The sequence below is a fragment of the Streptomyces sp. NBC_01474 genome (assembly GCF_035918215.1).
Taxonomy (GTDB): domain Bacteria; phylum Actinomycetota; class Actinomycetes; order Streptomycetales; family Streptomycetaceae; genus Streptomyces; species Streptomyces aureus.
Map to the genome: position 1 here is coordinate 2,103,484 of NZ_CP109449.1, position 18,977 is coordinate 2,122,460.

Sequence of the window (18,977 nt, forward strand, 5' to 3'; positions counted from 1 at the left end):
GTCCAGTGCCCGCAATCCACGACTCGCGCCCTCCCCGGCCGCCTTCGCCCGGGCCTACCGTCGGCCCATGACCTACACCGTTCCCGCCGACCTGTATCGCGCCGACCGCCTCGCTCCGCTGCTGGACTCGATCAACGGCATCGGCGCCGCGGAGACCGACGCCTACCGCGGTCTCGGCTTCCTGGCCGTGCGCAGTCTCCTCACCGACCGTGAAGTGCTGGGAGTCCTGGACGGCCTCGCTGTCGTAGCCCGCCCCTCGTCCCCCGCAAGCGTGGAATTCGAGGAGTGGGCGCGCCCAGAAAAGCGGAACCGCGACGAGCTGCTGGACGGCGTCCGCAAGCTCCAACATTTCTGCGCCCACGAGCCGCGCCTGGCTGAACTCGCCCGCCATCCCGCAATCCTGGCCGCCGTCGCTCGGTTCTTGGAGACCGAGCCGGTCCTCATCCAGGACATGGCCCTTCTCAAGCCACCGGGCGGGGGACGGGAGAAACCTTGGCACCAGGACAAAGCCTTCTTCGACATCCCGCTGGGAACACCCGTCGTGGGTGTGTGGATCGCCCTCGACGAGGCCACGATCGACAACGGTTGCATGCATATCCTGCCCGGCACCCACACCGAAGGACCAGTGGTCCACTTCGCTCGCCGTGACTTCCAGATCTGCGACACTGAAGTCCAGACCCACCGCGACACCGCTGTCCCGCTGCCACCCGGCGGCGCCCTGTTCTTCGACGGGCTGCTGCACCACGGCACCCCGCCCAATCTGACGCACACTCGCCGTCGCGCCGTGCAGCTGCATTACGTGCCCGCCGGAACTGTGTGGACTCCGCAGAACGACCGACTGAAGGCCTTCGGTGCAGACGGCAAGGATGCCACCTGCTGAGCTGGGCACGATGTCCGGTGTTGCGCCGCTGGCGTCGCCGGGGTCACAGAAGTGCACCATCACCTGGTTGAGTGCTCAGCCGAGTTGCTTCGGGAGAAGCGGCCGCGTGCCACAGCCGTGCCACATCGTGCGGTCAACCACGGTCAATGACGGCTCAGCTCAGTCGAGATGCGCCGTTCACCTGGGATGCCGCTGCAGCCGGAGTGACCTGGGCGCTTCCGCTTCCGAGCATGGCGGCCCTTACAACGCAGTAGTCGCGGACACCTCGGCGGGCCAAGATCTATCTATGGACGAGTACAACTGGCCAAAGCGCCACCCTGACGTGCCGGGGCAGTCGCCGGAAGAGGTCTGGACGGCGACGCTTGCAGCTCTCCCCCTGGGAGCCTCCGTCACAGGAGAAGTGATCGCACGTCAGCCCTTCGGCATCTTCATCCGCGTCGACGTAGTCCCGAACGCCATGGCGCTTGCCGAGATCATTGCCATACCCGAGGAGATGGGGCTGCCCGTACTCGGCACACGCATCCGCGGTGAGGTCATCGACCACGTTGAACGCAACCACCAGGTGAGAGTTCGGCTGCACCGAGCAGGGGCGGCGCTTGAGTAGCGCTCGGGCTAGTGTGCGACGCATGACCAGCGACGTTCTGCCCTGCCCCGAATGCAGGCAGCCCCTGAAGTCTGGTGGTCTCGTGCTCTCCAAGTGCAAGGACGACGGCCGACGGACCTGTCGATCATTGTGGCGGTGTGCCAGTGGGCACGTCTGGTGGGGTTGGGCGGATCGGCCGGACGAGCCGTTGGAGATCTGCCCTGTGCCGGAACTGTTCCGCTGACATCCAGCGCTGACATCAACAACCACGCACAGCCGCAGCCTTGGGCGCATACAGATGGCTCCCGGGAGCGCGGTTGCGCCCAGCCAACGCCGAGGCGGAGCGAACTCCTAAGGCGGTGGTCCAAGTCAAGGGATGCCCCAGTTCAGCCTGTTGAGGGGTGAGGCGTAGCCCAGCCTCAAGTGCTCGACCCTTCGGAAGTCGTGTCACGCCTTCCAGGTACGTTGAGCCGTCAGCCGAGGGGGAACGCTCGCGAGGGAGCGCCCCGCAACGCGCGGCTGCGGGGCGCCGATCCACTTTCACAACGGGCCCTAGTGGGGTTTAGTCGACCGTCTGCCCGTCGTTCATACCGCCTCTGCAGGTCGGGAGCATGGGCGTCGACCGATCGATCGTTCCGCCGCCGTCCGTGCACTCACCCGGGGTGACGCTGGCCGGGGTGACGCTGGCCGGGGTGACGCTGCCGGCGGTGGCGGTGGCGGTGGCGGCGCCTGTGAGGCCGAGTCCGGCGAGGGCTGCCGTGGCGAAGACTGCGGCGAGGATTCGTCGAATGCGCATTTGGTTCGCCTTTCACAGATTGCCTCGGTTGGAACACTACTCAGCCAATTGTTCATCCATGTGGGTGACACGTCATGTTGGGCCGTTCGGTTGACATTGCTGTCGGGTGCGGGGTCGGTGACGCGACCCGTCAGAGCGGATGGAAGCCCGTGCCACATCCGTGCCAGAAAGAGCGGATCCCAGCGGTCAAGAGCAGTCAAGCGCGACGCCTCGCGATTAATCACCAGAGGCCGTTTGCGCTGGTCAGCGTCAACCCCCTCCGTGACGGCCCGGTGATTCCCAAGCTCAGGGCTCTTCGTTGCCGCGGCGGACAGATCTCGGGTACTGCTCCCCCTCGTCGCCGATCAGCTTCGCGGACAGTTCGGCTGCGAGGTCAGCCAAGCCGACCAGGTCCACACCAGGTGCGTGGGCCCCGGACAGAATCACTCGTCCCTCGCACCAATGGAGCCCGACCGCGACGCTGTCCAGGCTGCCCCATGTGAACACCGGTTGCCGGCCTACGCTGTGCAGGTCGAGGTGGCCTTCTTGCCGAAGTGCCGCGCTGTTGTGTGCAAACTCAAGCCAGTCGGGCAGCGAGATGGGGCGTTCCTAGCTGTCCAACCAGTCCGAGGCGCGCGTCATGTGCAGTTCGTATCCCATACCCGGGATCATTCACCGCAGGTCTGACACGTCTCCTGCCCTGTCGACGAGGCCTCTGACATCCACGCCTGACATCAACGGCACCGGACGGCGGCGTAAATCAGCATCCCTGTCCGGACGTCGTGCCAGTCACCGATAGCAGCGGGAGCAGGATCGGATCGAACTCCTAAAGCGGGTGTCGCGCACCCGTCGCTGCAGGCGAGGTCCAGCACCCGGCGGGCATTGAACTCCTGCACGACACCAATGTGCGGACCCAGATCCCTGCGGTCGGAATCGAGCGGAACATAGATCTCGGCCAACCGCGGGTGCCTATGCGGCAGAAGACATGCGAAGGACGCGGAAGGGGCGCCCTCCCCCAACAGCGGAAGAGCACCCCGGGAAGGACGGTCAGCGGTGGTCGTAGCGGTCGTGACCCCAGCGACCGTCACGGTCGCCGCGGTGGTGACCCCAGCAGCGACGGGCGAGGCGTCTCGGCAACCGTACGCAACACCACTGACGTTGTTGCCGATGTCGATCCACTGCGGATCGAGGCTCTGCCCACCATCGGATATGTCCACGGGCGGAGTATGAAACATCGAAGCCATCCCTCTCACTCGTATCCTGATCGGACGCGAAAAGGTGGCGCTGAAGTTCACCACGGGCGCGACATGGACGATTACGCCCGGGGAGGTCAGGAGGGTGTGCCTGCTCGTATCAGCCAGCGACCAGCGGTCCTGCTGGAGCCTTGGACCAAAAGGCGCGGGTCTCCTTGCTAGCCATCCGACGGGCGGATCGGAGGCAGCTTCCGGCGCTTCTTGCCGCCGCGACCGTTCCGGACCGTGTCCCCGCCACGCGCCACCAGGATGTAGCCGACCACGCTGAGTGCTGCAAAACAGATCGCGAGGATGACACCGAGCGGCTGGCGGTCTCCGGTCAAAGAGGCTACAGCGCGTATCAACTGCGCTACTCCGAGGGCCAATCCGCCCCACCCCACGAGAGTGCTGGCGCGCCTGCGGCGTTGCCGCAAGACGAACCACATGCCAAGAGCCAGGCAGATGGCACCACCAGCACCGAAAGCCACTGCATTGAACATTCCCGCCTCCGGACGAAGCGTACCGATTCAGGGGGCTGAGGAGCCGACGAGTTCACGGCAGCGACGACACAGAGACCGACGATCACGGCTGCGGCGCTGGGTCGCCCTCCCTGGGAGTGCCGAACTGACCCCAGGCACGCTCCAGCTCGGCTAAGCGCTGAGGTGAGTTGTGTCACCGCGCTCTCCGGGATGCGGGTTCGGGGGGCGGCGAGCCAGGTTTCGGCGCGTGGTTTCGCCGTCCTGGGACGGTCGGGAGCACGTCCTGGGCGCGGCGCGAGTCGGCGCGGGTGTGTGCTGAAACCCATTGACGCCGACATTCACTCCCATGGCCCACTTCTGTGACCCGGTTGGAGTGCGTGGCCGCGTCTGCCGGGTGCAGATGGGTGAACACTCAGATGCCGTAGGTGTCAGGTGTCACGGAAAGGGAGAACGACATGACGGTATTTCCGGTCCCCGGCTCACGGCGCCGAATACGGCGCGCACACGTCATCGCGGCCGGGTGCGCCGTGGCCCTGTGCACGTCCGTTGCGGCCCCTGCCGCCGCGGACGGCGGCACGACCGCCACCAAACCCACCATCGTGCTGGTGCACGGGGCATTCGCGGACGCCTCCAGCTGGAACGGGGTCGTCGAACGGCTTGAACACCGTGGCTACACCGTCATCGCTCCCGCCAACCCGCTGCGCGGGCTGTACAGCGACTCCGCCTACATCGCCTCCGTGCTGGACAGCATCAAGGGCCCGATCGTGCTGGTGGGCCACTCGTACGGCGGCGCGTTGATAAGCACGGCCGCCGCCGACAACCCTCAGGTCAAGTCCCTGGTGTACGTATCGGCACTGATGCCCGATGTGGGCGAGACCGGAATGACCCTGAGTGCCAAGTTCCCCAGCGAACTCGGCACCGCTACGAAGTCCGTTCCCTACCGGGCCAGCGGCGTCAGCGGGACCGACCTCTACCTCAAGCCCGACAAGCTCCACCAGGTCTTCGCCGCCGACCTGCCGGAAAGCACCACGAGGGTCATGGCGGTCACCCAACGACCCGCGGCTACGACTGCGTTCTCAGAGAAGGCCAAGGTGGCCGCCTGGAAGCACATCCCGTCGTGGTTCCTCGTCGCGAAGCAGGACAAGACCATCAATCCCGACCAGGAACGCTTCGAGGCGAAACGCGCGGGTTCACACATGGTAGAGATCGACTCCTCCCATGTGGCCATGATCTCCCACCCAGATGCGGTCACCGATCTCGTCCTCCAAGCCGCCACGGCTGCCGATTCCGCCCGGCCTGCGCTGGCCGCCACCGGAACCACTCATGACGCCCAGGCCGAGACCGCACTCACCGGCATCGGCGCCGCCTCGTTGATCGCGGGCGCAGGAACCGTTCTCCTGGGCCGCCGGCTGAGGCGCCCCGCGTCCTGACGGCGCTCGGGCACGGCGTTCCTTTCTGTGTCACCGGCGAACGCAAAGGCGTACGGCCGGCTGCGGCTGTCGACGGCTGCCACGCGAACACGCGTCCAGGGGATCTCAGCTCCTCCACCCAGTCATCCAGAGTCCCGCTTGAACCTCAGTCCGGGAGCAGTTCGTCGGTTCTCGGGGCCAGTTCGAGGGGGACCTGACGAACGGTTCCGGATTCGACGACGAGTACGTCGGGGATGTGGTCTTCATAGAAACGCACATAACCGATGGCGCCCACGGTCGTTGTCCGTGCAGCGATCCACTTGAGGAGATGCCGCAGGCGTGCGAAGTCGTCGGGGTGCACCTCCTGACGTGCCAGCAAGGAACAGCCGCGAGGCCCGCGCTGGAGCATGCCGATCAGCGCCCCACCGATGCGCTGCGCGGGGCCTGTGCCGGTCAGTAGTGGATATTCCTCATCGCTGTCCGGTTCCTTGTCTTCTGGTGTCTCGCCCAGGTGCCACCGGAGCAGACCCAACTCTGCGGAATCCGGGAGATCCAGGGCCAGCTGGAGTTCGTAGAAGTCGGCCACGCGACAACGCTAGCGCCGCGGTTGGCCGCCCCTGCTCGCGGGGGCTGGACCAACGAGTTTGAGAACGTGACTCTTTCAGTTGCGACCGAGGAGCGGTCGGTCGCCTTGGGCCGTCCGGTGGATGAGCAGTTGATCTAGACCGTGCGGCGCGGCCCGTCGGTTGGTGTCTGCGAGAGGTGAATTGCCAGGCGGGCAACACACTTTGATGCCCATTCAGTTCGATAGCGCCGAGCAACATGCGTGCCAGGTCATGCGGGACCCACGGGAACACCGGGTACGAAGGGGGCGGCAGCTGAGCCGAAACACTGGCCTACCAGCTCACGCTCGGCATCTCGACGGAGGTCCGCCGCGGAGCGATCCGCCACGGCGAGGTGACCCGGCAGCTGGGCCTCAGCTACCGCGACTCGTCCCTGACGGTCGACACCCGCACCACCGCCGGCCCGCCATCGGGCGAGCAGCCGGGGCGAGACGCTCTTCAGCGCTGTGGAGGATGGTGGTCATGGATATCCGGCAGCTTGAGTATTTCCTTGCGATTGTGGATCACGAAGGTTTCAACCGGGCGGCGTCAGCCCTGTACCTTTCTCAGCCTTCGCTTTCCCAGGCTGTTCAGGCTCTGGAGCGGGACCTGGGCAGCACTCTGTTCCATCGGATCGGCCGCCGGGCTGTTCTCACCGAGGCGGGGACAGCGTTGATCGAACCGGCCCGGGCGGCTGTGCGGAGCCTTGAGACGGCCCGCGCCAGCGTCGCGGCCGTGCACGAACTGCGCCAGGGGCGACTGGACATTGCCGCGATGCCGTCTCAGGCCGTGGAGCCTCTGACCACGATGATCCGTGCGTTCAGCGGCCGGTATCCCGGGGTGTCGGTGAACATCCGGGCCGCCTTCACCGCACGCGATGTCGTGGACATGGTGCGCACCGGCGCCGCCGAGCTGGGGCTCCTTGCCACGTCGGGTCCGCTCACCAACAAGGAGGTGATCTCGCATGCTGTCGGGGAGCAGCGTTTCGTGCTGGTCACCCCTCCCGACGGGCCGTTCCCGGCGGGGCGGCCGGTCGCCTGCGAGGAACTGGCCGGCCAGCGCCTGATCGTCGGCCAGCGGGGCACCGGGATGCGCGCGTACGTCGATCGACTGCGCGAGAGTGGCATCGGGTTCGCCATCGCGGCGGAGACCGAGCACCGGGTGGCCATTCTTCCGCTGGTCCTCGCGGGGGTCGGTCTGGCGGTGGTCACCGAGTCCTGGCGCACGACGGCCGAGCAAGCGGGCGCACTGGTGTTGGATATCGAGCCGAAGACGACGCTGCAGATTGCGCTGGTCAGCCGTCGGGCGGAGCAGTCCCCAGCCGCCAGCGCGTTCCTGACCTGCGCACTTGCCGCCATTCAGCACTGATAGGACAGGCTTATAAGGCAGATCGGCAGAGCGTCTTGGACGACCTCGTGGCCTGATTGCTGGAATCGGCACATGACCGACCACCACATCGCACTCATCCCCGGCGACGGCATCGGAGCCGAGGTCCTGCCGCCCGCCCAGCAGGTCCTCGACACCGTCGGCGCCCGCCACGGCTTCGCCTTCACCTACACCTCCTACGACTGGTCGTGCGAGCGGTACGTCCGTGAGGGCGCGATGATGCCCGAGGACGGCCTCGACCAGCTGCGCGACAAGGACGCGATCCTGCTCGGCGCGGTCGGCTACCCGGGCGTGCCGGACCACATTTCGCTGTGGGGACTGCTGATCCCGATCCGCCGCAGCTTCCGTCAGTACGTCAACCTGCGGCCGATCCGGGTCTTCGAGGGGGTCGCCAGCCCTCTGCGCGCCGCCGCGGCCGGTGAGGTGGACTTCGTCGTCGTACGCGAGAACGTCGAGGGCGAGTACAGCGAGATCGGCGGCCGGCTGAACCGGGGCTTCCCCGAGGAAATGGCCGTGCAGGAGTCGGTGTTCACTCGTGGCGGCGTGACTCGCGTCCTCGACTACGCCTTCGAGCTGGCCGCGCAGCGCGGCAGGAAGCTCACCTCGGCCACCAAGTCCAACGGCATTGTGCACACTCTGCCGTTCTGGGACGAGTTGGTCGCCGAGCGCGGCGCCGTCCACCCGCAGGTGGCCTGGGACCAGGAGCACATCGACGCGCTGGCCGCGAAGTTCGTCCTCGACCCGGCCCGCTTCGATGTGGTCGTCGCCTCCAACCTCTTCGGCGACATCCTCAGTGACCTGGCCGCCGCCGTGGCGGGCTCCATCGGCATCGCACCGGCTGCCAACCTCAACCCGGAGCGCGAGTTCCCCTCGATGTTCGAGCCAGTCCATGGCTCGGCGCCGGACATCGCGGGCCGCGGCGTCGCCAACCCGCTCGGCGCGATCTGGTCGGCTGCCATGATGCTCGGCCACCTCGGCCACCCCGAGGCGGCCAAGGAGGTCACCGACGCCATCGCCGCGGTGCTCGCCAAGACCGACGTCCGCACGCCCGACCTCGGCGGCAGTGCCACGACCACCGAGTTCGCAGAGAAGCTCCTCGAACTTCTCTGACCGGTTCCCACAGGGCCGAGGGCGGCACGGACGACTCCGCCCCGGCCTGCCCGCCGCAGGACCACCATCCCGCGCCGAACCCACGGCACCCGTATCTGTCCGCTACCGAGCCGCGCCCTCTCCCCACCGGTCTCCGCGCCCCGAAGACCGCCCGCGTCCCGGCTGCGTCCACGTTCCTCGACGAGGAGAAACGCCATGGCAGCAACCGCGTCCCCCGCCTCCAGCCCGTCTCTTGTCACACCGCCGTCCAAGCCCTGGTACAAGCAGCTGTACTTCTGGGTCCTGACCGCGATCGTCTGCGGCATCCTCACCGGCTGGCTCTGGCCGAGCGTCGGCGTGGCTCTGGAGCCGGTCGGCACCACCTTCGTGTCCGCCATCAAGATGCTCATCACGCCGATCGTCTTCCTGACGATCGTGGCCGGCATCGGCGGGGTCGAGAGCCTGCGCCGTGTCGGCAGGGTCGGCCTCAAATCCCTGCTCTACTTCCAGGCCGGCACCCTGGCCGCCCTGGCCGTCGGGCTGATCGCTGTCAACGTCTTCCAGCCGGGCGCCGGAGTCCACGCCCACCCCGGCGAACTGCATCTGTCGGGCGACGCCGCCCAATACGTCAAGGACGGCGAGGGCCAGAGCTGGTGGCACTTCCTCACCGACATCGTGCCCTCCAGCGCGGTGGGCGCCTTCGCTGAAGGCAACATTCTTCAAGTCATCTTCTTCGCGGTGTTGTTCGGTATCGCCCTCAAAGCCGTGGGACCCGTCGCAGTCCCGATCGTCGACGCCATCAACCGGCTGAGCGCCGTGGTGTTCAAGATCCTTCACTACATCATGCTGGCCGCACCCGTCGGCGCCTTCGGCGCAATGTCCTTCACCATCGGCAAGTACGGCATCTCCACACTCACCAGCCTCGGCCAGCTCATCGGGCTGTTCTACGGAACCTCGGTGTTCTTCGTCGTCGTGGTCCTCGGCGGCGTTCTGGCCCTGCTCAGGATCAACATCTTCCGACTGCTGCGCTACCTGCGCGAGGAGTTCCTCATTGTCCTGGGCACCTCCTCCTCCGAGAGCGTGCTGCCGCGCCTGATGGCCAAGCTCGAAGGACTCGGGGTACGGCGCGACGTCGTCGGCCTGACCGTGCCGACCGGCTACTCGTTCAACCTCGACGGCAGCTCCATCTACTTGTCTCTGGCCGCCGTCTACATCGCCCAGGCCACCGACACACCCCTCAGCCTCGGCCAGCAACTCGGCCTGCTCGCCGTCATGATCCTCACCTCCAAGGGCTCCGGAGGCATCACGGGCGCCGGGTTCATCGCACTGGCCGCCACCCTCTCCACCGTCGGCACCGTGCCCGCCGCCGGCATCATGCTGATCTTCGGCGTCGACAAATTCATGTCCGAGTGCCGTGCTCTGACCAACCTCGCCGGGAACAGCGTCGCCACCCTCGTCGTCGCCCGCTGGGAACACGTCCTCGACACCGCACGCGTCAACCGCGTCCTGCACACAGGAACTCCAGAGCCCGCCGCGGCACAACCACACGACACCGAGGCCGAACCGGCACTCGCCAAGGCATGACCCCGAGGCATCCCCAACGCCTCACCTCCACGTCCCGGGCCGCATCCAGTCGCGCCGGCGGTCCGGGCGAGCCGTACGCCCATGCGTACGCACAGCGGTGGGCCCGGCAGGAGAAGTCCGGCCGGGCCCACCAGACCAACTTCGTGAGACAGCGTCTCGCCAGGCTGGGGGCCTTCTGGCGCCTGCCCGGCGATCGTGAAGCTCATGGCCGGCCGGGCAGCCCGCTGGCATGGGATCGGCCTCGGCGGGGGTCACTTGGTCGCCCAGCGTTCTCAAGACCCGGCCGCTTTTGAACCTCCTGATGGTGGGCGGGCCAGACCCGTTGGCCCGGGGGGGCGGACAATGGAGTCCGGCGTGTTGCTTGTTGGTCGACGGCGGACGAGATGGGAGCTGAGGTGAGTGGTGGGTTGAGGTAGGCATCGATGTATCGCCCAGGTTGGGTCAACCGACCTGGAGCGTGACGAGCTACGATCTCGCCCACGCAAGGGGAGGGGACGATCGTCGTGGCTATGGGACTCGCAGGGCTACCCGACAGAGAGTGGATGATCCGGAGCGCGAAGGGTCGGAAGTATCACTACGACTCGGAGGAGGAGGCGTTCGCGGAACTCGCCGAGCACGGGGAGGGCGCCACGGTGTGGACCCGTGACGTCTACCGGATGCTGTTCATAACCCGGTCTGTAGACGGCTGGAAGCAAGTCCCCAGCCCACGCGGGTAGCGTGCCCCATCCGTGCCCGATAGACCGGGGACCCACGGGGAGTCGCGGTCACCAGCAGGCAGCATGCAGGACGAAGGCCCCCGACCGATATTGCTGCTCAGGGGCCTTCAGCCTGCGCGGTATGTGTGGGATTTGGACCCACGGTGACTCGCGCCAGGACGGTTTTCAAGACCCTCATGTGTCCTTCGGATACAACCGGCGGCAGGGCCCTCGCCTACTCAAAGGTCGCACCCCGGCCCAGACATAGCCCAGAGTCTGAGAGGCCGTTAAGTCCACTTCTGGTAGAGGCTTTGTCCGGATCGTCGGCGGGCAGGCCATGTAGTCGTGCCGTTCGTAGATCCGGAATGCCCGGCCGGGGAGTTGGTCGAAGGCGTGCACGGTCTGCTGGTAGGCGATGCCTTGGCTGTGAGGACCGGACCGGGAGCGGATCGGATATTCGGTGTCTGCCTGCCTCATGAGGACGCAGGATGGTGCCCATGACTTTGGCCACCCCCATCCTGCACACCGCTCGCCTGCGACTGCGCCCCTTCACCGACGCCGACGCGGCCCCCCTCTTCGCGCTGCACAGCAGCAACTACGTGATGCGCTACTGGGATTCCCCGTCATGGAACGAACGGGCCCGCGCCAATCGCTTCATCGCGATGTGCCGGAAGATGGCGGACGAAGGCACCGGGGCACGGGTGGCCATCGACCGTGCCTCCGACGGGGCCTTCGTCGGCTGGTGCGGTCTGACCGAATGGAACCCGGACTACCGCAGCGCATCGTTGGGCTACGTCCTCGACGAAGCGATGTGGGGCCACGGCTACGCGACGGAGACCGCGCACGCCTTGCTGCAGTGGGCATTCGACACACTGGACCTGAATCGAGTTCAGGCCGAGACCGATACGCGCAACCTGGCATCTGCCCGGGTCTTGGAGAAGATCGGATTCGTGCGCGAAGGGACGTTGCGGGATGAACCTTCCCCTTGATCGTGGACACCTGGAGACTGGGACCTGAGGTTCCAGAGGAAGTAGCGCCAGGTGGGAAGCAAGTACACGAAGCGGTACACCGAGGAGTTCAAGCGGGACGCGATCGCGCTCGTCGACTCTTCGGGCAAGACGGTCACGGCGGTCGCCCGGGATCTCGGCATCAGCTCCGAGTCCCTGCGCGGCTGGTATCGCCGGGCCAAGGCAGATCGGGGCGAGGGAGCCCCGGGTGAGCTCACCACGGCCGAGCGCGAGGAGCTCAGGCGGCTGCGTCGGCAGAACGTCGAGCAGGCCAAGACGATCGAGGTGCTGCGAAAAGCCGCGGTCTTCTTCGCGAAGGAGAGCGATCGGTGAACGACACGTACGCGTTCATCGAGGCGGAGAAGACCACCCACGGCGTCGCTTTCCTCTGCAGGCTGCTGAAGGTTGCCCGCTCCTCCTTCTACGCCTGGCTCGCCGCGGCCAGGACCCGATCAGTCCGCAAGGCCGCCGACGAGGCCCTGGTACACGAGATCACCGTCATCCACGTCGGCTCACGCCAGACCTACGGCGTCCCGCGCATCCATGCCGAGCTGCGGCGTCTGGGGCGGCGTGTGAACCGCAAGCGGGTCGCCCGCCTGATGCGCGAACACGGTATTCAGGGAGCCCATCGCCGCAGGCGGCGGTCGCTGACCCGGCCGGATAAGAAGGCGAAGCCGGCGCCGGACCTGATCGGCCGGGATTTCCACGCCGAGATCCCCGGCACGAAGCTGGTCGGCGACATCACCTGCCTCCCGACCGCCGAGGGCTGGCTCTACCTCGCCTGCTGGCTGGACCTGGCCACCCGCGAGGTCGTCGGCTACTCGATGGCCGACCACCACCGCGCAGACCTGGTCGTGGATGCCCTGAAGATGGCCGCCGGCCGTGGGCGGCTCCGGCCCGGCTGCATAGCGCATTCGGACCGCGGCAGCGAATACACCAGCAGTCAATTCCGCTGTGAAATAGGCGAGTTGAACCTCCGGCAAAGCTGCGGACGCACCGGATCATGCTTCGATAACGCCGCCGCGGAGAGTTTCTGGGCCCTACTCAAGGAAGAGATCGGCACCAGAGTCTGGCCCGACCGGGCCACCGCCCGCGCCGACGTTTTCGACTTCATCGAGACGTTCTATAACCGCCGCCGACTACGCAAGCACAAGGCCTTCGGCTACCTCACCCCAGCCGAGACCCGGCAACGGCACCAACACGGCCTCGCAGCATAGAGATCAAGTGTCCAAGATCACGGGGAAGCTTCAGGAAGACTGCGTCGTGAACGGCGAGGTATCCGACTCGTGGGTGTTCGGGTTGATCAGGCGAGAGTGGCGGCCTTCGCCCCTCCCGATTCCAGCCCGCTAAGAGCGGCGTTAAGTCCGTTTCTGGTAGCGGCCTCGTCCGGGTTGAGTGAGGAAGCCTTGGCGGGTGAGGCGTCCGAGGCGGCTGCGGGTGACGTTGATGGACGGTTCGCCGGTAGGCATGCCGAGGAGTTCGTGCAGCCCACGGACACAGAAGACCTGGTCGGGGTGCTGGTTGAAGGCGTTCACGATGGCCTGGTAGACGGTGTTCGTCTCGGGAACAGCGGGCTCGTCTCCTGCCGGTGCGAGTTCCGCGATGACCTTCCGAGTGGTGGACAGATCCGCGAGTCGTGCTTCGGTCTCGGCCAGCATCACGAGCCTTCCACACATCTCGAGTGCTCCGGGAAGGACGGTTACGGAACATCTGTGGGCCGGCCTGCTGGTGCCCTGGCATTCCGGAACCTCTTGTCGTCCGCCCCGGATCGGGCAAAACCGGCGGGAAACACCGCGTAGACCAGGCGAGCCAGTCGGTCGGCCGTCAAGACTCATGCTGAGGCAGCACTCGAGACAGTGGTGAGGGCACAGGTTCAGCAACTGGCCGACGGCGTGCCTTCGGGGGCACTCAGCATGGCCTGCGGCAGGTAGGCGGATTGGACGCGCAAGTCCCAGCCGTGTGCTTGGACTGCGAGGGCGGCCAGGGCGATGGTCTTGTGCGGCAGGAGGCTGCGGGGCGCCGCATCGGATGGTGCGCTCTCCCGGTGCTGGACAAGACGATGCTCCAGGGCTTGCTCGAAGGCCACCTGGTCATCCTCCAAAAGCACGTGCAGGAGGCGCTGATCTGGCGTCAGCGCATCGAGAGTGTCCAGCTGCCGCTTTGCATCGGTGCGCTCGCCGGCATTCGGCTTGCACAGCGTTACCGACGGCCAGTGCCGGGGCAGATGCCCTTCGGCCTGGGTGAGGTAGCCGCACAAGGCGTCCATCTCCGCCAGCTCGCCCGGGTCCGACTTCGATTGCAGCTTCGAGTGCGGCACACCGTTACGGATGTCAGGCGCATAGTCGCCGCGGAGCAGCAGCCCGATGACCAGGCGCTGTTCCCAGACCATGCCGCTGATCACAGACAAAGCGAATGCGTCCAGCCAGGTCCTCGCGGTGGCCGCCTGCTCCACCACAGCCTCGAAGTCTGTGTCTTGGCTGCTGAGCTTCTCGTCAATGAGGGTGAAGGAGATCTCTTGGTCGCCGTTGGGGTAGCAGCCCAGGCTCAGGAGTCCCAGGGCGCACTCGGCCGCGGTGCGCAGGATGATGCGTGACGGGGCGGTGCCAGGCTCGGGGTCCGCCACCGTGCGGGCGGCTATGTGGTCGAGGAGTTCGTCGCGCATTCCCTGCAGCACCTCATCGGAGTAGCAGTCGTATTGCATCGTGTGCCAGCGGCTGCGGGCCCGCCGCCAGATGTTCTCCAGCGCCTGTTCGATCCGCGGCTCACTCACGTCATGCCGGGCTACGTCCTTGATCGTCATAAGCGTCATCCTGGCAGCCGCCACTGACACCGCAGGTACCCAGCCGTGACCACGCCCGAGAGGCCTGGCAGTTGCAGGGAGCAGCTCCGCGCGACTGACGAACCAAGCAGAGGTTGGAAGCCGTTGCCTTTCCGGCTGTAGTCCCTGAGTTTCCGCTGGTCGGGCATGGTCCTGGGCATACTGGAGAAGCTTCACTGTTCGTCCGCTGAAGTACAGCGCTGACCACGGCTGTTCGCGTTCGTTGGTGTCAGACGCTGATGTCAGCTTCGGCACGCGTTCTTGACAAGCACCACTAACTCGACCTGGAGGACCAGTGGCGGGATGAGCAGTTCAACCAGCGTCCCGATCATCCAGTGCCCGGCGCCGCTTCGGTCGCGTTGGCCTGCCGAGGATCTGAAGCACCCCGCCGAGCACGCAAAGAATCATGGCTACGCCAGCGAGGTCCGCGCCCACTTCATAGGACCAGCCGACCAGCCTCGGCACTCCGTCCAAGGCAAAGCCGGCACCAATCAAGATGAAGCCCCAACCAGCCTTCCGCGGATGCCTGTACTGCGCTCCATGCCGACCGTTCAAGGTCAGCATTCCCAGGGATGCCAACAAGCATCCGCAGGCCAACATGATCCACGAAGTCATGGCACCCCTCCGCCGGGAGATTACCCCGCGGGCGTTGGAGTCTCTATGGGGGCCCAGGTCGTGAGCAATCTTGAAAACCGTCGTGGCGCGAGTCATCGTCGGTTCAAATCCCACACCCACCACAGTGGTTGAGAGCCTCTGACCAGCAAGACAGGTCAGAGGCTCTCTCTTTTGACCTTGACCGTGGCTCACCGCTGTTCCCCGAGGTTCCCCGGTGGATCAGGCACGCGAGGGGCACGGACACTCAAGCGGTCAGTCGTGGCGGGCAAGCTTGATCGCGGAGATCAGCAGGATGACGGCCAGGGCGGGGATGAGAACCAACTCGGAGAACACGCCGACCAGTAGGCCGCCCAGCAGGGCACCTGCGATCGAGCCTCCGGCCATGACCACGGTGAAGGGGAGATTGGCGCGCAGCACCGCGAAGCTTCCGTCGCGGCTGTAGCGGGCGAAGGCCACCAGCATGGTCGGCAACGACACGAGCAGGGACAGGCTCCCGGCCGTCTTGATGTCGACCGCGAACAGCAACACGATCGTCGGGATCAGCAGCTCGCCCCCGGCCACGCCCATGATCGCGGCGACTACACCGATACCGAAGCCTGCCAGGACTCCGCTGAGCACCTGCGCCCACAGCGGCAGCGAGAGCGTTCCCAGGGCCGTGGCGTGGGTGATCATCAGGGCTGCGGCCATGAGCACCATCAGCGCGGCCAGCACCTTGTACAGGGTGAAGCTGCGCATCCGGACCGCCCACGTAGCTCCCGCCCACGCGCCCAACAGACTTCCCGCCAGCAGGTTGACGGCGATCGTCCAGTGCGAAGCCAACTCGGACGCCGAGACTGCTGCCAGGCGGGCAGGGAGCGCGGCCAGGACCACGACCAAACTCATGGCCTTGTTGAGGATTACCGCTGACAGGGCTGCGAACCCGAACAGGCTGATCAGGAGCGGCAGCCGGAATTCCGCGCCGCCCAAACCGATCATCCCGCCGAGGATCCCGACGGCGCCTCCCGCTACGAATGCCAAGGGCATCGAGCGCGACGAGCATGCGGGAGCAAGATCCTGGTCTATGGCCATGGCGGGCATCCTCCCTGGCAGAGGGCCGAGATCGCTACGGCACAGGCCAGCCTTCAGGCGAAGGTCCGGAGGACCTGTTCACCGTTCGTCGGCTCCTCTGAACCATCCCGCCAGCCTCCCCAACTGCAACCCCCGATTTGAATCAGCGGCCTCATCCTTGTCAGGTCGATCACGGGGGTCAGCCAACGTCGACCAACGGCCGCTTCGCCTCGGGCGATCGTCCACTGAGGTCCGGCGCCGACCGCTGCTATTCGCGCTTGTTGGTGTCAGCCGCTGGTGTCAGCCGCCGCACGTGGTCTTGACAAGGGTGCCCCGCCTTTGCCGGACCGCTACCAAGCCCGGCCCGCCAGCGTCGTGATGGGCAATGGAGGACACTTCTCCGGCTTCCGAGTGAGGCTGACCAGTTCCTCCGGAGGTTCGTTTCCGTCCCAGACGGCCATCACATAGGCCTTCGCCTGCTGTGGTCTCAACAGGGGGGCCTGCTTCCGTAGGTGGCGTATCGCGGCCATCGTCCCGTCGGAGTGCACGAGTGCCCGGACAGCCGTGATCAGCGGATCGGGCGGTCGGACCCCCCTGACCTGCTGGAGATAGAGCTCCTCCCAGCCCTCACCGACGTATGTGGTGACAGGAATATGGTGGATGCTCCCATCCTGGCGGTCCACCAGATAGGGCCCGCTGCCCACCAACATCTTCTCGCTATCGCGGCTGCGGATGTACTCAACCGACTGCCAGGTGACCAGCCACCCGAGCGCGTGCTCCTTCACGTCGAGGACAGCGAGCTCCCCTCTCTGTCAGCCTTGGGTGAGACGTTCCGCTTCGGCGGGTTAGCCTGAGAGGGCACGACAGGAGAACCACCCCCTCATGACCAGCACCAAGCCCGCCGGATCCGACCCGGCTCCCAGGCCAAAGCGCCGTTCCTTCAGCCCGGAGTACAAGCTGCGGATCGTGGCCGAGTACGACGCCGCACCCAGGAACGAGAAGGGCGCGGTCCTGCGCCGCGAGCGCCTGTACCACTCGCATGTCAAGGAATGGCGGGCTGCGCGGGACGCCGGGGCCCTGGAAAAGCTGGTCGACAAGCGCACCAGCCCGGCCCGTCCGAAGAAGTCGGCCGCCGAGGCAGACAACGAGAAGCTGCGCCGCCAGGTGGAACGGCTGGAGAAGGAACTGGCCCGGAACAAGGCCGCGCTGGAAGTCATGGGAAAAGCTTCCGCGCTCTTGGACATGCTCTCCGAGAGCGCGGACTGAAGCCCGCCGCCGACCCTGTCGTGGACGAGGCGTTCACCGGCGTCGAGGCTCAGCTGGGCATCACGGCCACCTGTCGGCTGACCGGCCGCTCCCGCGCCACGCACTACCGCCGGCTCCGGCCCCCGCCACCACGCAGAGCACGCGCCCCGCAGGTGCAGCCGTCGGCCCTGACGGCCCAAGAGCGGGCCGCGGTACTGGAGTTGATGAACGGCGACGAGTACGCCGAGCTGGCGCCCGCGCAGATCTGGGCCCGCGAGCTGGATGCCGGGCGCTATCACTGCTCCGTCTCGACGATGTACCGGATCCTGCGCGAGCAGGATCAGTCCGGCGAGCGCCGAAGACAGGCCACCCATCCCGCCAAGGCAGTGCCCGAGCTGGTCGCCACCGGGCCCTCGCAGGTGTTCACCTGGGACATCACCAAGGCGTCCGGACCGGTCAAGGGCATCTGGTATCACGCCTACGTGATCATCGACATCTTCAGCCGGTACATCGTCGGCCACACCGTCGAGCGGGCCGAATCGGCCGTGCGGGCCGAGGAGTTGATCCGCGAGACCATCGCCCGCAACGGCATCGTGCCCCAGACCGTGCACGCGGACCGCGGCACCTCGATGACGAGCAAGAAGGTCTCCCAGCTGCTGATCGATCTGGGCGTGACGCGGTCGCACTCGCGGCCGAAGGTCTCCAACGACAACCCTTACAGCGAAGCCCAGTTCAAGACCACGAAGTACATGGCGGACTACCCCGAACGGTTCGATTCGCTGGCCCACGCCCGCGAGTGGTTCGACGCGTTCATCGCGTACTACAACCACGAGCACCGGCACTCGGGCATCGGCTGGCACACCCCCGCCTCCGTCCACTTCGGAACCGCCGAAGAGGTCCGCGACCAGCGCGCGGTCACCCTCGCCGAGGCATACGCCCGCCACCCCGAACGCTTCGGCCGCCGCCCCCGACCACCCGAGATACCCCAGACCGCCTGGATCAACGACCCGGCCAAACGCCAGGAACCCGCACCACAAACCTCATAGCGTCACGACCGTCTCACTGGACTTGAAATCTTCCGCTCGGGCAGCCGTGCCATCCATGGCGACTCCTGCCGCTCCCTCGAAAGCAGGGCCTCGACCAGTTCCACGGCGCGTTCCTTGGTGACCACGCCCTTCATCTTTCACCACGGCGCAACCGGTTTTCGAGCCCCACGGACCAGTCGCACATGCCTGGACCGCGTCTCAAGCGCGGTCTCACACCGCTGCCTCAGCCCACTGTCCACCCCAGCTCCCATCCCGTCTGCCGTTGGCCCACACACCGTGGAGCGGGCGTGGTTCCTGGCGTCCAGGTGGAGCGCGCCACTGTACGAACGACCTTCGGCACACGGGGAACAACCTCGCCGCCTCCGGGGCGAGCCTGCGGGAGCTGATGACGAGGATGGGCCACAGCACCTCGCGCGCCGCGCTGATCTACCGAGTTGATCTGGCCCCACCGGTATGACTGGGGGCTGCCAACCGCTACGGTCGGC

18 protein-coding genes and 2 pseudogenes are annotated in these 18,977 nt (G+C 66.5%); 14 read left to right on the forward strand and 6 right to left on the reverse strand.

Features of this window, described 5'->3' with window-relative positions; translation table 11 throughout:
- Window positions 1–67 precede the first annotated feature (67 nt).
- Together OG758_RS10095 and OG758_RS10100 are read left to right on the forward strand one after the other, a co-directional pair.
- Window positions 68–880, forward strand: coding sequence for a phytanoyl-CoA dioxygenase family protein (locus tag OG758_RS10095; protein WP_326709672.1), 813 nt, complete (start codon window positions 68–70; stop codon window positions 878–880).
- Window positions 881–1,166: 286 nt separating this feature from the next.
- Window positions 1,167–1,484 carry a hypothetical protein gene (locus OG758_RS10100; protein WP_326709673.1) on the forward strand — a complete coding sequence of 106 codons (318 nt, stop codon included), beginning with the start codon at window positions 1,167–1,169 and terminating at the stop codon, window positions 1,482–1,484.
- A gap of 541 nt (window positions 1,485–2,025) precedes the next feature.
- Here OG758_RS10100 and OG758_RS10105 read toward each other — a convergent pair.
- Window positions 2,026–2,259 carry a hypothetical protein gene (locus tag OG758_RS10105; protein ID WP_227297485.1) on the reverse strand — a complete coding sequence of 78 codons (234 nt, stop codon included), beginning with the start codon at window positions 2,257–2,259 and terminating at the stop codon, window positions 2,026–2,028.
- Between the two features lie 2,145 nt (window positions 2,260–4,404).
- Between OG758_RS10105 and OG758_RS10110 the strand changes: the two genes are divergently transcribed.
- Complete coding sequence (locus OG758_RS10110; RefSeq protein WP_326709674.1) at window positions 4,405–5,379, forward strand: alpha/beta fold hydrolase; 975 nt, start codon at window positions 4,405–4,407, stop codon at window positions 5,377–5,379.
- 145 nt (window positions 5,380–5,524) lie between these two features.
- Here the strand turns inward: OG758_RS10110 and OG758_RS10115 are convergent, their stop codons facing one another.
- Window positions 5,525–5,944 (reverse strand): hypothetical protein, encoded by a 420-nt coding sequence (locus tag OG758_RS10115; RefSeq protein WP_326709675.1) that lies wholly within the window; start codon window positions 5,942–5,944, stop codon window positions 5,525–5,527.
- Window positions 5,945–6,443: 499 nt separating this feature from the next.
- On the opposite strand from OG758_RS10115, the gene OG758_RS10120 reads away from it, so the two are divergent.
- The 8 genes and pseudogenes from OG758_RS10120 to OG758_RS48925 form a co-directional block, all read left to right on the forward strand.
- On the forward strand, window positions 6,444–7,328 hold the full coding sequence (locus OG758_RS10120; protein ID WP_326709676.1) for a LysR family transcriptional regulator: 885 nt from the start codon (window positions 6,444–6,446) through the stop codon (window positions 7,326–7,328).
- 72 nt (window positions 7,329–7,400) lie between these two features.
- On the forward strand, window positions 7,401–8,456 hold the full coding sequence (locus OG758_RS10125; RefSeq protein ID WP_326709677.1) for a tartrate dehydrogenase: 1,056 nt from the start codon (window positions 7,401–7,403) through the stop codon (window positions 8,454–8,456).
- A gap of 195 nt (window positions 8,457–8,651) precedes the next feature.
- On the forward strand, window positions 8,652–10,019 hold the full coding sequence (dctA, locus tag OG758_RS10130; protein ID WP_326709678.1) for a C4-dicarboxylate transporter DctA: 1,368 nt from the start codon (window positions 8,652–8,654) through the stop codon (window positions 10,017–10,019).
- Between the two features lie 503 nt (window positions 10,020–10,522).
- On the forward strand, window positions 10,523–10,735 hold the full coding sequence (locus OG758_RS10135) for a hypothetical protein (RefSeq protein ID WP_326709679.1): 213 nt from the start codon (window positions 10,523–10,525) through the stop codon (window positions 10,733–10,735).
- Between the two features lie 476 nt (window positions 10,736–11,211).
- The gene (locus OG758_RS10140) at window positions 11,212–11,703 is read left to right on the forward strand and encodes a GNAT family N-acetyltransferase (RefSeq protein WP_326709680.1); all 492 of its coding nucleotides are present in this window, start codon (window positions 11,212–11,214) and stop codon (window positions 11,701–11,703) included.
- 51 nt (window positions 11,704–11,754) lie between these two features.
- On the forward strand, window positions 11,755–12,054 hold the full coding sequence (locus OG758_RS10145) for a transposase (protein WP_114041739.1): 300 nt from the start codon (window positions 11,755–11,757) through the stop codon (window positions 12,052–12,054).
- A complete protein-coding gene (locus OG758_RS10150) occupies window positions 12,051–12,938 on the forward strand; it encodes an IS3 family transposase (RefSeq protein ID WP_326709608.1) in 888 nt (295 codons plus the stop codon). Before OG758_RS10145 ends, OG758_RS10150 begins: the two co-directional genes overlap by 4 nt.
- Window positions 12,939–12,960: 22 nt before the next feature.
- A pseudogene (locus tag OG758_RS48925) lies at window positions 12,961–13,071 on the forward strand (GNAT family N-acetyltransferase); the annotation flags it as partial.
- An 8-nt stretch (window positions 13,072–13,079) separates the two neighbouring features.
- Here OG758_RS48925 and OG758_RS10155 read toward each other — a convergent pair.
- The 4 genes from OG758_RS10155 to OG758_RS10170 form a co-directional block, all read right to left on the reverse strand.
- Complete coding sequence (locus tag OG758_RS10155; protein ID WP_326709681.1) at window positions 13,080–13,379, reverse strand: hypothetical protein; 300 nt, start codon at window positions 13,377–13,379, stop codon at window positions 13,080–13,082.
- A gap of 215 nt (window positions 13,380–13,594) precedes the next feature.
- A complete protein-coding gene (locus OG758_RS10160) occupies window positions 13,595–14,521 on the reverse strand; it encodes an immunity 49 family protein (RefSeq protein WP_326709682.1) in 927 nt (308 codons plus the stop codon).
- An 885-nt stretch (window positions 14,522–15,406) separates the two neighbouring features.
- Window positions 15,407–16,222 carry a sulfite exporter TauE/SafE family protein gene (locus OG758_RS10165; RefSeq protein WP_326709683.1) on the reverse strand — a complete coding sequence of 272 codons (816 nt, stop codon included), beginning with the start codon at window positions 16,220–16,222 and terminating at the stop codon, window positions 15,407–15,409.
- Window positions 16,223–16,551: 329 nt separating this feature from the next.
- Complete coding sequence (locus OG758_RS10170; protein ID WP_326709684.1) at window positions 16,552–16,986, reverse strand: YrhB domain-containing protein; 435 nt, start codon at window positions 16,984–16,986, stop codon at window positions 16,552–16,554.
- Window positions 16,987–17,083: 97 nt separating this feature from the next.
- On the opposite strand from OG758_RS10170, the gene OG758_RS10175 reads away from it, so the two are divergent.
- The 3 genes and pseudogenes from OG758_RS10175 to OG758_RS10185 form a co-directional block, all read left to right on the forward strand.
- Window positions 17,084–17,467 carry a hypothetical protein gene (locus tag OG758_RS10175; RefSeq protein ID WP_326708052.1) on the forward strand — a complete coding sequence of 128 codons (384 nt, stop codon included), beginning with the start codon at window positions 17,084–17,086 and terminating at the stop codon, window positions 17,465–17,467.
- A 20-nt stretch (window positions 17,468–17,487) separates the two neighbouring features.
- On the forward strand, window positions 17,488–18,492 hold the full coding sequence (locus OG758_RS10180; protein WP_326708051.1) for an IS3 family transposase: 1,005 nt from the start codon (window positions 17,488–17,490) through the stop codon (window positions 18,490–18,492).
- Window positions 18,493–18,817: 325 nt separating this feature from the next.
- Window positions 18,818–18,925, forward strand: a pseudogene (locus tag OG758_RS10185) (tyrosine-type recombinase/integrase); the annotation flags it as partial.
- Window positions 18,926–18,977 lie beyond the last annotated feature (52 nt).

Bases quoted from the DNA above. Each gene is read 5' to 3' on its own strand.
- OG758_RS10160 (WP_326709682.1), bottom strand. From the start codon at position 14,521: ATGACGATCAAGGACGTAGCCCGGCATGACGTGAGTGAGCCGCGGATC.
- OG758_RS10155 (WP_326709681.1), bottom strand. From the start codon at position 13,379: ATGCTGGCCGAGACCGAAGCACGACTCGCGGATCTGTCCACCACTCGG.
- OG758_RS10095 (WP_326709672.1), top strand. From the start codon at position 68: ATGACCTACACCGTTCCCGCCGACCTGTATCGCGCCGACCGCCTCGCT.
- OG758_RS10165 (WP_326709683.1), bottom strand. From the start codon at position 16,222: ATGGCCATAGACCAGGATCTTGCTCCCGCATGCTCGTCGCGCTCGATG.
- OG758_RS10100 (WP_326709673.1), top strand. From the start codon at position 1,167: ATGGACGAGTACAACTGGCCAAAGCGCCACCCTGACGTGCCGGGGCAG.
- OG758_RS10175 (WP_326708052.1), top strand. From the start codon at position 17,084: ATGACCAGCACCAAGCCCGCCGGATCCGACCCGGCTCCCAGGCCAAAG.
- OG758_RS10110 (WP_326709674.1), top strand. From the start codon at position 4,405: ATGACGGTATTTCCGGTCCCCGGCTCACGGCGCCGAATACGGCGCGCA.
- OG758_RS10120 (WP_326709676.1), top strand. From the start codon at position 6,444: ATGGATATCCGGCAGCTTGAGTATTTCCTTGCGATTGTGGATCACGAA.
- dctA (WP_326709678.1), top strand. From the start codon at position 8,652: ATGGCAGCAACCGCGTCCCCCGCCTCCAGCCCGTCTCTTGTCACACCG.
- OG758_RS10125 (WP_326709677.1), top strand. From the start codon at position 7,401: ATGACCGACCACCACATCGCACTCATCCCCGGCGACGGCATCGGAGCC.
- OG758_RS10140 (WP_326709680.1), top strand. From the start codon at position 11,212: ATGACTTTGGCCACCCCCATCCTGCACACCGCTCGCCTGCGACTGCGC.
- OG758_RS10105 (WP_227297485.1), bottom strand. From the start codon at position 2,259: ATGCGCATTCGACGAATCCTCGCCGCAGTCTTCGCCACGGCAGCCCTC.